We start from the raw sequence: 14,224 nt of genomic DNA on the forward strand, positions 1-14,224 counted from the left end.
GCCCGCGCCCGAGCTGCTGGAGGAACACGACCGGCGACTCCGTGGGTCGCAGCATCACGACGCGATCGATGAGGGGCACGTCGACACCCTCATTGAAGAGGTCGACGGCGCACACCGCGTCGATGCGCCCCGCGGCGAGGTCCTCGAGCGCGCGACTCCGATCGTCTGAGCCCGGCTCCGAGTGAACTGCCCTCGCGCGGAGGCCGCGGCCCTCGAGCCAACGCTTGGCGAACTCGGCGTGCGGGATCGAGCAGCAGAACACGAGAGAGCGCGTTCCCACATGCTCACCGAGAGCGGCCCAGAGACGATCCATCCGTTCCTGCGTCTGGACGGCCGCCTCGAGCCGCTTCGGATCGAACCGCCGGTTCCGCCAGGGGATGTTCTCGTACGAGTAGTCGACGGTGTCCTTGAGGCCGAAGTACGCGAACGGGACGAGGCGATTCGCCGAGATGCCGACGCCGAGGTCGGCGCGGAACGCCAGGTTGTCGCCGAACAGGCCGAGGATGTCTCCCTCGTCGGCTCGGTCGGGCGTCGCCGTGAGCCCGAGCAGAAACTCCGGCTCGATCCGCGACAGGATCCGGCGATAGCTCGGCGCCTCGGCGTGGTGCACCTCGTCGACGACGACGTAGTCGAACCGCTCGGCCGCGAGCCGGTCCAGGTTCTCCGGCCGGGAGAGCTTCTGTACCGACGCGACCGCGACGTCCGCATCGAGCTCCGAGCGATCCTCGACAAACCAGCCCACCCGGAGGTCGGGCATCGCTGTCCGGAGGACGCGCCGGAACGTCGTGGCGGCCTGGACGAGCAGCTCGCGCCGGTGGGCGAGAACAACACCCGGATGCGACGACCGAGCGTAGAGCGGAATGCGTCGGCATCGTAGGCGGCGAGCAGGGTCTTGCCGAGGCCGGTCGCCATGACGACGAGCGCGCGCTTCTCCCCCTCCGCACGCGTCTCCGCGAGTGCGTCGAGAGCGTCGAGCTGATTGTCGTGAGGATCCGGCGCTGGCGTGAGCGGCTCTGCCTCGGCCTCGCCCGGCGGCAGTGCGACGGGCACGAGTCGGACGCGCGCAGCGTACGACGACACCCAGTCGTACGTGAGCGGCCGCCCCTGAGTCCACACTGCCTCGAACGCGTCCTTGATGCGCGCATAGGCGCCCGGATCCAGCGCCCGGTCCGATCGCAGGTTCCACTCGATCCCGCGTGCGAGAGCCGACGCCGATAGGTTTGAGCTCCCCACGAACGCGACCCCGAAGCCGTCGCCCTCGAACCGCCATGACTTTGGATGGAAGGATTGACCAGACACGGGGAGGCGCGCCGTCTCGATCACTCGCGCCTCGAACCTGGCCACCTCACCCGCGGGCGCGAGCGCGCCCTGCCAGTCGAGCATGCGCTTCAGCGCCTCGGCCTGCGTGATGTCGAGGTAGTCGCCCGTGACCAGGCGCACGCGGGCGCCGCGCTCCGCCGCCGAAAACACCGGGTCCTGAAGCAGCTCGAGGCCACTGTCCTGGACGAATGCCGCGACGATCGCGACGTCGCGAGCGGCCGCGAGAAGCGGTCGGATGTGGGAGAGGAACGGGTCGCTCACCCCGCCGACGACCAACGGCTCGGCGGCAGCTCGCTTGTAGTTGCCCTTCCACGGGATGACGTGTCGGACGCCGCCACGCGGATCGTCCATGTCGCCCTCATAGCGAGGAATGACATGGACGTGGAGGTGCATCACGGTCTGGCCGGCGGCGAGCCCTGCGTTGAAACCGACGTTGTAGCCTGCGGGGCGGTACTCCGCGTCGAGCTGCCGCTTCACCACCTCGATGAGGTCGAGGACCGCGAGCTGCTCGTCACGAGTCGCCTCGAACCAGTCGGCCACGACCCGGCGCGTGATGACGAGCGTGTGCCCTTCGGAGACGGCGTAGGCGTCACGGACCGCGAACGTGAGCGCATTCGAGGCGACCCATCGCTCGCCCGGGATCTCGGCAAAAGGAGAGGTCATCGACCCTGCTACTCTACGCCCGGGCGTCGCCTGCCATCTCGCTCAGCTTCTCGCGAGTGACCGCCGTCCCTACCAGTTCGACCGTCGCGAACCGCTGCCGATGTCCTTGGATCGTCACGGTTTCCTCGTCGTCCGGGGGAGAGTCATCCGAAAATGCAGGAAAGTGCGCCTAGCGCCAGCCACCGCTCCGATCTTCTCTTCGGGCGAGGCGCATGTCGCGCCGAGACGGAAGGGAACCCCGATGCCGGATACGAACGAGAAGAAGGAGCCAACGCCCAACGACCAGCGCGCCACGGTGATGAACCCGAACAGCCGAGAGCATGCGCTCGACGCGGAGAACCGCAGAAAGCAGGCTGAGGAGAACAAGGCGGCTTCGAAGCGGAAGTAGCCACGCGCGCGGGGAGGGGCCGCCCCGCCCCTCCCCGCCCGTCGCCTCGGAGCTTTCTTGACCTCGACTAGCCTCCAGCTCCCGCCTTCCGGCATTGCGTTGCGCGTTCTCGTCGACGCGCTCGGGATCCGTTCCGCGATCGAGGAGCGGAAGTGCATTTCTCCCCACTCTGTCAGCGCGGTCCTTTCGGGAAAGCCGGTGAAGCGCGCGACCCGCGACGAGTTCGTCCGCGCTCTGATCGAGGTCCTTTGGACCGAGGAGACTTCGTCCGCGCTGTTTCGGCGCGATGACCTGCACCATGACTGGATCGCGCTTGCGCTCGAGTCGGTGTCCTCCGCCCTTGACGCATGGGATGCAGCCCGCGGTCAGCTGAGCGCCGGGCATGCTCGGGTGACGCGGGATCACGAGGCGGTGCTGCCATGGGCGCGGCTTGCGGCTATCGACCTCGGGCTGCGGTGGGGATTCTTCCTGCTCGCTAGCGGCACGCCCGTGCCCCGGCGCGAGACGATCGAGGCCATTCTAGGCGGAAAGGCATTCGCCTCGACGCTGCAGTGGTTGCGTGAGGAAGCGGACCTTACCCGAGAGGCGCTTGCGCAGAAGACGCGTTCGGATCCGCGCGCCTGGCTCTCGGGAAGTCGCCTGCCGCACTTCAGCAACTTGCCCGGGATCGCGGAGGTTCTCGCCGCATCACTGGCGGGCAAGCGCCACCTTGGCGACCGCGACCGCAAGCGCCTCGCCACGACGGTGCGGTTCCAGCTCGTCGCCGCCCGCGCCGCGTCGGCACTCCACGGTCTCGTGAGCACGAGGCTGGGCGAGGATTGGGCGAAGGACTTGGCGCTGGGCTGTGCGTACCTCGTGCGGTTCGTCCACTCCTTCGTCGCTCAGAAGGCTCCGAAGGATGCCGAGGGTTTTTATTGGTACCACGTCGCGACGGGTGTTCGCGGCGACTGGAGCAACCGGGTTCTCGCGGCCGCGGCGGAAAACGTTCAATTCCCCCACGAAGCGTTCCAGCTCCGAGGCGCGGCCGGCGACTGGAGCACGGCCATCTTACGGTGCTACCGGGAGCTCGCTACGCCGGACTCGGAGTGGGCGGCGTCCCTCACGGCCGTGCTCGGTTCGGCGAGTGAAAGCGAGGCGCGCCATATCAAGGATCTGCTGCTTCGCACCCCAAAGGTGAAGCCGAAGCAAGCTCGCGATCCCGAGATTGACCGCGCCGTCGCGAAGGTCGCCAACCTGGATGACGCGCCCGCGATGGAGGAGCGCATGATTCAGGCTCAGCACTCGGGAGATCTCGTCACCTGGGTCGCGGCCGCACGGCGCCTCGTGAAGCTGCACCCCGAGGTCCCGAAGTACCACCTGTGGCTCGGGGACGCGCTCGCCCAGAGCGGCGCTCACGCCGAGGCGCTCTTCGAGTGCCACGTCGCCGACCAGCTCGCTGGCGGCTGGATCATCGCAGCCGCAGAGGTCGGGATCGTGCACCTCCGCGCGGGCCGGAACGAGGAGGCGCTCTCGGTGCTGGCGCGCGTCGCGGAAACGTACGTCGCCACGGAGCCGGATCCGAAGCTCGCGGCGCACGTCCTTTATCACCAGGGCGAGGCGCTGCTTCGGCTGGGCCGGCCGCGGGACGCCGTACCGGTTCTCACGACGGCGTTCGAGCGGTATCCGGAGAACGCGGCCACAGCGGAACGGCTCGCCCACGCGCTCCTGCTGACCGGGGATCGCACCAACGGCCGCGAGGTCGCGAAGCGGGCAGCGCATCTGGGGATGCCGCAGGTGCTGAAGGACCTCGAGGACGGCCGATACTGAGTGGCCGTTCCGTCGGGCTGCACAGGCGGATGAGCCGGTCGGGCGGCCGGGCGCGAGGGGCCCGGGAGGCGCGAGCGGAATGCGGGGCTCGCCAAATTCGATACCGGGCGACCGCGATGCACTTCAGCCTGCGTCAAGCTTTGCGCTTGTCTCGGCCGAGCACGAATGCGCCCTTCACCTCCCGGAGCACTTTCGCGGCGAGCGGGTCGAGCACCTCGGCGCGGTACCCGCCGGATGCAGGCTTACCGGTTTCTCCCGGTGGCACTGAGCCGCGCGCCGCGTCGTCCCACACCGCCTGAAGCGGCTCGCCAGCCTGCCAATACCCCTCCGCCAGGTCGAGCAGCGCGGGAACCTCGGACACGAGCCCCCGGAGGACGATCTCCTTGCTCGTCTCCAGGCTGTAGCGGTACCAGTTCGCGCTTCCGCAATACGAAACCTCGTCGTCGAGGACGAGCGCCTTGGCATGGAGCGTTTGCAGAGTCCTGATCTCGGCGCGACCCGTTTCGAGGAACGCGGAATGTGCCGCTCGGGCGTGAGGGACGAACCCGGGATCCATCGCGTCGTAGGGCCGCGTCAGCACCCTGAAGCGGATCGAATTCCCGGAGGCAGCGAGGATCGCCGCCGCGACGTGCTCGTCCAGCCACGGCCCGACGATCAGGACGGCTCGCGCCCGCGCCAGATCAGCCCGTAGATGCCCGAGGACGCTCGGACCGCCAAGGGCTTTCCAGGCGTTGGAGGGCATCGTCGATCTCCTTGGGCGAGGCCTCCGGATCGACCCCGAGTTCGCCCGTGATCCACTTCGAGAACGCCTCGGCACCCCTGGCGCTCTCGGCCGCGACAGCCCGGCGCGCCGCCGCGAGGGCCGCAGCGATGCGATCGTCGAGGAGCGCAGCCGACAGGCCGTTGCCTCCTGGGGTGGTGTCCACCACCCGGAGGGCCGGCTCGAGGGGATCGAGCTCGACCTCGAGGTCGCCGGGCGCGCACTCGACCGCATCGCAGAACCAGGCGTGGAGCAGCCTCGAAAGCATGGGCGCCGCCCGGGTTCGAACCTCCACTTCGGGGAGGACTCGTGCGAGGTGCCACTGCCACCCCAGCGTCCGATACGTGAAGTCGTGGAGGAACGGGAAGCTAGCTCCCCTCTGGACCGCTTCCTTGAACCGCTTCGAAACGTCCGCGAGCTTCACACGTTTCGTTCGCCCGGTCGCGAGCTCGATCTCGTTGTATCCGTCGAAGTGCCGGAGAAAGTCCCAGATTCCGTACTCGAGTGCGCCGGTCGCAGGCGCGATCCCGCTCGGAGGAAGGTCCTTTGGCGTGTGCAAATCGAACCGATCCTCCCAGCACCCACGAGTCGCGACCCTCTCCGAGATTTGCTCGACGATCACCGCTCGGAGCTGGTGCATGAACTTCCCGAGCACCACGGGGCTGTCTGGGTGCCGCCACTCACCAACCTGGAACTCCCCCTCGTACCGGAGAATCCGGAACCGCTCGCCTTTGTGACCAAGGTACACAGCCTCGGGGTGGGCGTCGCGGAACACCGCGATGTCCTGGATACGGGCGACCTCCTTGCCGGAGGCTTCTAGGACGAGCGGGATCTTTCCTTGTGACGCGCTGGTCCGAAATCCCTTGTAGACCCAGGCGCCGTCATCGAGCTCGACCAGGCCCGACAGCTCGTCTGCGATGCGCTGGTCGAGCGCCGACTCACCGATACCCTCGCCGAAATGGCGCTCGAGCGACGCCGTGAGCCGTCCTCGGATGGATGCGCTGCGCGCGCGTCGCTCGTGCTCTCCGAAACACGCCTTCATCGCTTTCAGGCGCAGGGAGTCGAGGTGCAGCGGAATCCCGAGTGGCCTCGACGAGGACGCTATGAGGGTTGCCGGCTCGTCGAGCAGCCGAAGGTCTGCGGGGCCGCCGCCAAGGATCAGCACGCCGAGCCCGGGCCGCTCCGCCGCCCGGCCCACGCGCCCGAGGCGCTGGAGCAGATCCGCTCTCCGCGCGGGAAGCTCGTCCATGACGACGAGATCGAGCGCTGGGAGATCCACCCCGACCTCGAGCGCGCTCGTCGCCACGTACGTGACGCCCTTCTCACCGCGTTGGAACTCTCGTTCGACTGCACGGCGATCACGGGCGCTCATGTCCGCGTCGTATGCCACGGCGCGCCGCTCGCGGACGTCCCTGACCAGGTCCGCCGTGAGCCGGTGGCCCTCGAATTTGTTCTGCACGAAGCACAGCGCGGCGGCCTCTCGCCCCACGAGTTCCACGTTAGAGAGTAGATCGCGCGACCTGAGAGAATCGGAGGAGGCACGCACCATGAGGACGAACCGGTGTAGCCCCTCCAGCCCGGGCGCCGCGCCGAGGCGCGCCGGAACCTCGCTCGCTGCCACGAGCTCGTGCCGAGGAGCCGTACCGTCGTCGATTGCGAGAAAGCCCGTCGCGCCGGTCAGGAGCGTGGCGAACCGGCCAGGGTCGGGCAGCGTCGCCGAGGCTACGAAGAAGCTCGGGTAACCGGCCTGCAACACGTCGAGCGCCACGCGGAGCCGGTCGAACATCCGACGAACGTGGGCCCCGGAGACGCCCTGCCACACGTGACCTTCGTCCACGATCACTCCTGCGATATTCCGCAGGAAATACTCGTGCTGCGACCGCATGAGGCTCCAGTGAGCCTTGTCGAGCGTGCAGAGCCGGATCCGCGCGTTCTCGAAGGACTCCGATTTCTCGTGAGCCTTCATGTCTTCGCAGTTCTGCGTGCCGTACCAGACCGTCCACGGCACCCGTGTCTCTCCGACCGCGATCTCGCCCGCGAACGGCTGCTCGCTGCGGATGACGAGGGACTCGGTCGCGGACGACCGGCGGAGCCGGTCCGCCTGCCCCCACAGCAGCGCCTGCGTCGGGAAGCACGCGATGACGGTGGCGCGCGGGTCGCGCCGGAGCAGGTCGAACGCCCACGCCCAGAACGCGAGGCTCTTGCCCGAGCCTGTCGCGGTCGTTAGCACCACGTTTCTTCTGTGCGACCCAAGCGCCTCGAGCACCTGCGCCTGATGCGAGTAGACGCCACCGCCCTCGATCCGCGGCTCGTACCGGGCGACGAACGCTCGGACCTCTCCCGGAACCGCGAGCTTCGCCAGCGAGGTGCGCGACGGCACAGGCGTGATCAAGTGAACGGCGTGAGGAGCGACCTGCGCGCTCCAGCGGCGGAGCAGCGCATCGGCTGCGAACACCGAAGGCGGATTCGTGCTCGGCATCCTGACCTACCCTGGCTCGATGAGAATTGCCGCGACGGGGAACACCGCCGGAACAGGGCGCGCAGGTTGCCCGAGCCTCATCGACGCGATGAGGCGCTCGTCGAGCGCCTCGAGCCCGGCGAGCTCGCCGGTCGCGGGGGCATTCTTTCGGGGTCGCGGCTCCCGGAGCAGGCGCACGAGCGCCGCCGCTTGCCGCGGCGTGAGCGCGACCTCGGCGATTCCGGGCCGGAATCCCCAGCACCGGAGCGACGTGCCGACCTCTCGGGCGAGGGTCCCAGCCTCGAGTTCGCGGACGACGTACGCGAGGAACACGAACCCTGACCGGAAGTCGGCGGGGATGACGCCCGACGACACCAGCTCGCCGAGCCGCGAGGGTTGCACGAGGCAGCTCCCACCGCCGAGGACCTCACCGTCCCCGCCGAGCCCGACGGCACGGCGTACGGCTGCCGCGATCGCAGGGTCGTTCAGCCCCGCTCTGCGCGGCACGCGCGCACCGACTGGTCCCGCGACTCCGACTCCGCCGTTGCGGCCGAACGCGACCACGGTCCCGTCCTCGAGCGTGAACGCTTCGAGCGGCTCCTCCGCGAGTACCGGTTCCGCGCCGGGGCGAACGTCCTTGAACACTCGGCGCATGTAGCCTTCGGCCGGCGATGCTCCGACGTAATCCTTGACGAACGCGGTGAGGTCACCGAGATCGAGGGGGCCGCGGTCGAGCGCCGCGAGCGAGGCCTGCTGTGCACGGAACTCGCGGTCGGTCGTGTGCCACCGCTCGAAGCCTTCCTTCACAAGCGCGTCCAATCGCGCACCTTCGTGCGGATCCAGCGGTCCGAACCCATCAGCCGCCATCAGCGCTTCCAATTCCTGAAGCGGGATGAGAGACATCGTGCGACTGAACAGCAGCTCGAACCGGTCGCGATCGACGTCGCGCGCGATCTGGGCGAGGCGCGCGCGAGCCCGGTCGAGTACGCGCTGCTCGCGGCTGCCCTCGAGCACCAGCGTATGCACGATGATGGACGAAACGCTCCCGTACCGGTGCACGCGGCCTACCCGCTGCTCCATTTCCATGGGGTTCCACGGAACGTCGAAATGCACGAGCCTGCGAGAGACCTGCAGGTTGATGCCCTCTCCGCCCGATCGCGAGGAGACGAGGACCCGAGCGCCATCCGACGCCTGGAACCGCTGGATTTCGCGGCGGCGCGTCTGGTCGTCCTGGCCACCGACGATGAGTGAAGTTGCGGCGGCTCCGAGCACCCGCGCGATACGGTCTCGGAGTGCGTAGACGGTCTCGACGGGCTGCGCGAAGAGCACCAGCTTCTCTCCCGGCGCGGACTCGAGCCATCCAAGCACCTTCTCCATCTTGCAGGCGAGTGCGTCGGCCCGGATGAGCGCGGTTCCCCGTTCCAGCGCCGCGAGCAGGGGCTGGTTCGGCACCTCGCCGTCGGGCTCCTCCTCATCATCGACATGGCGAGATCCGAGCATGCGGTCTTGCAGTGACCGAGCCCCCTCGTCGGCGGGGCCGCCGCGCCAGGGCCGGAGCACGAAAAGCGCGGCCTTCAAGCCAGGGTGCCTGGCGGCATCCATGCCGGACCGGAGCGCGACTCGGACGAGGTATGCGACGCCGGCCTCCGGCGACGAGGCGCACCACTGCAGGGCCTGCGCTCGCCGCCAAGCTCCGGCGCGCGATCCCGCCCCGGGCGTGAACAGCGCGTGGACCTCGTCGAGCCACTCCCGATACTCGTCGGGCACGTTGACCAATGTCGGTGCCTCGATGGACCGCAGTGGAAACAGCGGCCGGTCCTCCCAGTCGCGGATGTCGTCCTTGATCCGGTAGATGATCCGCCCTCTCGATGCGCGGTGATCCTCGAGCTTCGGGTCGAGCAGCCGCAGGACGTTCAGAAACCTGGACTCGTGCCCCTGGTGCGGCGTACCGGTCATGAGGATGAGGCGCCCGTCGGGCTTGAGCCGCTCCTTCACGAGGTGGCGGACGAGCCGCATTCGTTCTTGGGGATCCGTGCCGTCGGGCGACCAGTCAGAGAGGTGGTGCGCCTCGTCCACGATCAAAACGTCCCACGGGCCCGAACTCGAGACCGTCTTGAAGTGGTCGACCCCTCCGTCCACCCGGAACACCGCGCGATGCATCGAGCAGATCACGAGCGGATCGCCGTCGATGGGATCCAGGCGGGCCTCGTGAACGGACGAGGTCCACCGGCGCAGACGGACCCCGACGCGCTGAAACTCCTCCGCTACGTTGTCCACGAGCCGCGCCTCGGTCAGATAGAGGACGCGGAGCTGGCGCGTCGTCGCCTGCTGAAGCGTCCTGACGATGAGCGCCGCCTCGATGGTCTTCCCGAGGCCGACCTCGTCCGCGATCAGCACGCGGCGCAGATCAGGATTCGTGACCACGTGCTCGACCAGGGACGCCTGGTGCGCGAGCGGCTCCACCTCCTGGACGTCGAGGAGCCGGTGACGGTCCTCCGCGAGAAGCCACAGCGCCTCGAGCCGCGAGACGGAGCGTCGCGTCTCGGCCGCCCAGCCCACACCGGTGCCCGCCGAGGCGAGCACGGATGCAGGCGTCGGCAAGTGCCGGACGTCGATCTCCGGCTCGAGGTAGACGACGGACTGGGGCCTGGACGCCTCGTCGAGGCCCGTGAAGACGCGCTCGGGAAGCGAGACCGTCGTGAACGAGGGAAATCCGAACGAAAGCTCGGTGAGAATGCTTCGCGGGCTCCCGGCCTTCGGGGACGCGACGAGGAGCTTCACGAGTGGCGCCTCCCCTCGACCTCGTTCTCGAGCTCGGCGAGCAAGTTACGAGCGTCCGCGACACCGTCGAGGACCCGCTTGCGCTTCTGAGCATCCGACCGTCGGGCGCGGGCGAGCGTCTCGCTCGTCAACGCCTCGAAGGCGGCCTGCACAGGGTCATGATGCTCTTTCAGGAACCCTCTATTGAGCTCCGCGAGCAGCACCTTGTAGCGCTCGGTGAGAAGCTCCTTCGCCTTTTCCGCGCCTTTGGCCACCGCCTTCGCGCCGCCTTCCTGGAAGGCTTCGAGGATGCGGTCCTTCGCCCCCGCGTGCCGGTTCGCCTCCTTTTCGACCGCCTCCTTGCACGCGCGGTCGATCGGCCGAAGCACGGTGTCGTACAGCTGCTTCTGCACCGCTTCGCGGAGTTCCTCGAGACGCTCGCGTGTCCATGCGACGGCAGTCTGCGACTGCTGAACGAGAAGGCGCTTCTGCGCGTCGATCTGGGCGTCGGAAACGATTTTCGAGTCGTACTTCCTCGCCTCGTCGCAGAGCTTCTCGACGAGGACGAGGGATCGATTCGCCACGTCGCGGAGGGTCGCGCGGAGCGCTTCGACGATCTGCGGCTCCCAGTCCGTCGCGATGGTGTCTACGAGCGCGGACGTCAAACTGTCCGGGTAATCGATGCCCTTTCGTTCCCAAACACCGCTGCGCAGGAGGGCTGCGTTGAGGCTCTGATAATGAAGCGTCTTGCCGTAGCCGCGAAGACGGCTGAGCCGCGTCAGAGCGACTTTTTCGGCGTTTGCACAGAGAAGCTCGATGCGCCTCGGAACTTCCCCCCGAAGCATCGCGAGAGCCTCTCCTTGAAACGCTGCCATCTGGGGACGGAGCTGATGGAGGCTCTTTTCGAGATCGGCTCGAAAGGAGTCCCAGGCAGCTTGGGCCTGTCCACCTCCTTCCGCATAAAGTTGCTCCACCGCGGCGAGATGGTCGTCGACGAGGCGCCGAAGCGCCGTGTGCGCGAGCGTGACCGCCGCGGTTCGCGTCGCGGCGACCTCCGCCGCCAGTCGCTCCAGATGACGCCGGAACGCGGGAATGCCGGTCGCCTCGGCGGTTCGCAGGAAGCCCGGGACCGCCACGGCGCTTCGGTACGTCAGTGCGGCGAAGTCCGGAGCGGCGACGCACTCGACGATCATCTCGTTGCAGAGCTGCTTCACCACCGCCTCTCGCCGATTGCGCTGATCGGCCGGGAGGTCGTTCAGGCTCGGGGAAGAGGAGAGCGCGATGGCGATTTGCTCGCGCACCTTCGCGGCCATCTCGGAGGCACGCTTCCCGAAAATCTCGTCCGGCGACGGCGGTTCATCGTCTCCCGCCTCCTCGACGGCGGCGCTGTACTGCTCGCGCGCGACGTCGTCGAGGTGCGTGACAGCGATGAGAACGTAAATGGGCGCTCTGCCATCACGTCCGCCGAACAGGTATCGGCGGATCGCGCCCGTCCGCTCCAACAGCCGCGCGAGCTCCTCCGTCATCCCCGCGTTGCGCATGACGAGCACGAGCGACCCGCCGTCCTGCGTGACGAACCTCTGCGCTTCGAGGGCGGCGGGATCCCCCACGACGCCGATCCCTGGCAAGTCGACCAGATCCAGCTCGCGCAAGAGCTCCGAGTCGAGGCCGACATCGAACGCGGCGACGAGGGGAGAGAGCCATCCCGCAGCCCGCAGACGCAGCTCGCGGTCGAACGCCTTAGGCGTGCCGAGGGCAGACTGACGGAGAACCTCCTCCGTGCCGAGTTTCGCCTTCAGCTGCGCGATCCTTGGCTGGTAGCGCTCTAGCTGGGAGGCATCGCACCGGAGCTTGAAGCCGAGGACGGCCCGCAGCCCCTCCAGCGCGAGCTCATCAGTCAGGTCGCGCGATTCGGGAGCCCCCGCAGCGCTGTCGGCGAGGAGGCGCTTCGCCTGCGAAAGCATGTACGACATCTTTCGCGTTGCCTCGGCGCGTGCCTCGGTCGCGCCTTGGTCGTCGCCCGTGATCTCGGCAGGGTCGGGCGGCACGGCGTCCGGCTGCACGTCGTCCGGCGGAGCCGTCTTCTCCGAGTAGCTCTTTCCCCGACGGAGGAGGTGGGTTTCGATCGCGAACGCCAGCTGCTGCAGCTGCTTCTTCGCGTGGTAACGGACCGAGAGGGTCGGGTCGGTCGCGAACCGAACGCGGGTCGCGCTCGCCGTCAGCGGCCCGACACCTCCGGCCGGCAACGCGCTGCGACCGAGCAACGCGTTGATGAGGGAGCTCTTTCCCACCTGCGACTCACCGACGAATCCGACGGAGAGTCGGGAGCGCTGGCCGAGCGCACTCTCGAGAACGGCGACGGCCTGATCACCAGCCGTGAGGTCTTGGCCGTTGGTCTCCAGGAACGAGCGAATCTTGTCGCGGTACACCGCGATGAGGTGGGCTTCCGTCGCGTCCGGCACTCGTCATCCCCCCGGTGTGATCGCGCCCAGGCATGCGCTGGGTTGCGATCGACTCGAACTTCAAGACTAGGTCCAGCACGGACACGTTCGTTGACCGAAGGCAAGGTACCGAAAACATCCGCCTGGGAGAGCGTCAGTTCAGGACTGCTCCGACCGGCCGTACCATGACCCGGGGGCGCGCCTGCGATCGATCGTCAGTTGCCCAGCGGACACCACGTCCGCCGCCTCGGCCAGCGAAGTCTGGGTCAGCGGACCGAGAGCTGCTTGAGCCTTTCGTTCGCCACCTTGACCTCCGCCGGGTCGAGCTCATTCGACTTCTTCGAGTACGCGTGAAGCACGACGACGGTGTGAATGCGGGGTAGCCGCGCGACGAAGAGCCGGTTCCAGTGATCCTTCACGTTGACCCGGTACTCGTAGACTCCGCCGCCGAGGTTCGAGAGCTTTCCCATCGGATTCGCCCAGCTCTCCGGGTCCGCGAGCCACCGCATCGCATCCGCGACCTCCGCGCGCTCCTCGGCAGGGATTCCGTCGTCGATGCAGTCTCGCGTGCCCTGCGCGCCGAGGCGGAACGTCGCCACCGTCCAGGCACCGTCGACGGCCGCGTCCGCGTGCTCCTCCCTGGCGCGCTGCCGAAGCGTGGTGAGTGCGGCGTTCGCCTCGCGAAGGTGGTACCGGAGCGATTCGAGCTCGCCCTCCGCTGATGCCGCTCGCTCCACCGCCTCGGCTCGGTGCGCCCGTTCCGCCTCGAGGTCCCGCTCGAGTGTCGCGCAGTACTGCTCGTACAGGCTCGAGTCCGCCGAGGCGGCACGGAGCGCCTCGAACGCCTTGCGATCCGCGAGGCGCTGGATCAATGCGGAGTCGACCCAGTCCGGTACGTCGCCGTGCAGCGACGCCCAGGCGAGGTCGTCGAACAGGGCGTCCATGACTCCCAGGTCGAGCGCGCCGGAGTCCGGGACCCAGAGCCGGTGCTGGAACGGGTTTTCGCCGCGATCGAGCTTCAACCCCGGCCAATAGAGGCGCACCGCGCCTCCGAACACGCCCCAACGGCGCGCCAGCGCCTCGTCCTGCAGCGCAGACGCCAGATCGTCCCGAAACGCGAAAGCCGCCCGCTTCCCGAGCACCACCACCTGAGCGAGACCGAGGAGCCGTTTCTGGAGGTCGTCCGCGCTCACGAGCGGTCGCTCGGAGAACGTGTCGACGCTGACGACGACGACCGGGAGGCTCCGCCGCTGGTTGCGCAGCATCTCGAGCAGCGCGGCGACGTCGCCGCGCTCGAGCGCGGCAACCGGCGACGCGGAGAGCGGCATGTGTGCCGTCCCCTCGAACTCGTTCAGGAGCAGCGCGACGACCCCGGGAGGCCAACTCCGCTGACGGCGCTGCACGACGGCTCGTGCCGCCGACGACAGAGACACGTACACTCTCGTCGCCGCTCGTGAGGAGCGTATCCCGAGTTCCGTGATCCAGTCTGTCGCACCGACTCGGCGCTGATATCGCAGCGCCATGATCTCGTCGGAGCCGTCCTGGCCCGTCGCCGTGGACACCCTGGACCCGCCGACGAACAGTACCTGCGGCGCATCGTCCGGGACGGGCGCTTCCTCGACCTCCGA

Annotated in this window: 7 protein-coding genes and 1 pseudogene; 2 read left to right on the forward strand and 6 right to left on the reverse strand. The window is 68.3% G+C overall.

What is annotated here, in order from left to right:
• Positions 1-52: 52 nt before the first annotated feature.
• A pseudogene (locus tag AMOR_RS29805) lies at positions 53-1,983 on the reverse strand (DEAD/DEAH box helicase family protein); the annotation flags it as partial.
• Positions 1,984-2,224: 241 nt separating this feature from the next.
• Between AMOR_RS29805 and AMOR_RS09130 the strand changes: the two are divergent.
• Together AMOR_RS09130 and AMOR_RS09135 are read left to right on the forward strand one after the other, a co-directional pair.
• On the forward strand, positions 2,225-2,371 hold the full coding sequence (locus AMOR_RS09130) for a hypothetical protein (protein WP_248360499.1): 147 nt from the start codon (positions 2,225-2,227) through the stop codon (positions 2,369-2,371).
• 57 nt (positions 2,372-2,428) lie between these two features.
• Positions 2,429-4,177: a tetratricopeptide repeat protein gene (locus AMOR_RS09135; protein ID WP_248360500.1), complete on the forward strand. Its 1,749-nt coding sequence runs from the start codon at positions 2,429-2,431 to the stop codon at positions 4,175-4,177.
• A gap of 133 nt (positions 4,178-4,310) precedes the next feature.
• Here AMOR_RS09135 and AMOR_RS09140 read toward each other — a convergent pair whose 3' ends face one another.
• The 5 genes from AMOR_RS09140 to AMOR_RS09160 all read right to left on the reverse strand — a co-directional run bounded on the left by AMOR_RS09140 (position 4,311) and on the right by AMOR_RS09160 (position 13,999).
• Positions 4,311-4,919: a phospholipase D-like domain-containing protein gene (locus tag AMOR_RS09140; protein WP_248360501.1), complete on the reverse strand. Its 609-nt coding sequence runs from the start codon at positions 4,917-4,919 to the stop codon at positions 4,311-4,313.
• Entirely contained in the window at positions 4,858-7,416 is a 2,559-nt protein-coding gene (locus tag AMOR_RS09145) for a helicase-related protein (RefSeq protein WP_248360502.1), read from the reverse strand. Before AMOR_RS09145 ends, AMOR_RS09140 begins: the two co-directional genes overlap by 62 nt.
• Before the next feature lie 6 nt (positions 7,417-7,422).
• Positions 7,423-10,176, reverse strand: a complete 2,754-nt coding sequence (locus AMOR_RS09150) for a helicase-related protein (RefSeq protein WP_248360503.1) — start codon at positions 10,174-10,176, stop codon at positions 7,423-7,425.
• Positions 10,173-12,617, reverse strand: a complete 2,445-nt coding sequence (locus tag AMOR_RS09155) for a dynamin family protein (RefSeq protein WP_248360504.1) — start codon at positions 12,615-12,617, stop codon at positions 10,173-10,175. Before AMOR_RS09155 ends, AMOR_RS09150 begins: the two co-directional genes overlap by 4 nt.
• A gap of 245 nt (positions 12,618-12,862) precedes the next feature.
• A complete protein-coding gene (locus AMOR_RS09160; protein WP_248360505.1) occupies positions 12,863-13,999 on the reverse strand; it encodes a type II toxin-antitoxin system RelE/ParE family toxin in 1,137 nt (378 codons plus the stop codon).
• Positions 14,000-14,224: the final 225 nt, after the last annotated feature.

Source organism: Anaeromyxobacter oryzae (assembly GCF_023169945.1).
GTDB classification, from domain to species: domain Bacteria; phylum Myxococcota; class Myxococcia; order Myxococcales; family Anaeromyxobacteraceae; genus Anaeromyxobacter; species Anaeromyxobacter oryzae.

What these genes read in the sequence shown, in the direction of transcription:
- AMOR_RS09140 (WP_248360501.1), bottom strand. Translation starts at nt 4,919, where the DNA reads ATGCCCTCCAACGCCTGGAAAGCCCTTGGCGGTCCGAGCGTCCTCGGG.
- AMOR_RS09130 (WP_248360499.1), top strand. Translation starts at nt 2,225, where the DNA reads ATGCCGGATACGAACGAGAAGAAGGAGCCAACGCCCAACGACCAGCGC.
- AMOR_RS09145 (WP_248360502.1), bottom strand. Translation starts at nt 7,416, where the DNA reads ATGCCGAGCACGAATCCGCCTTCGGTGTTCGCAGCCGATGCGCTGCTC.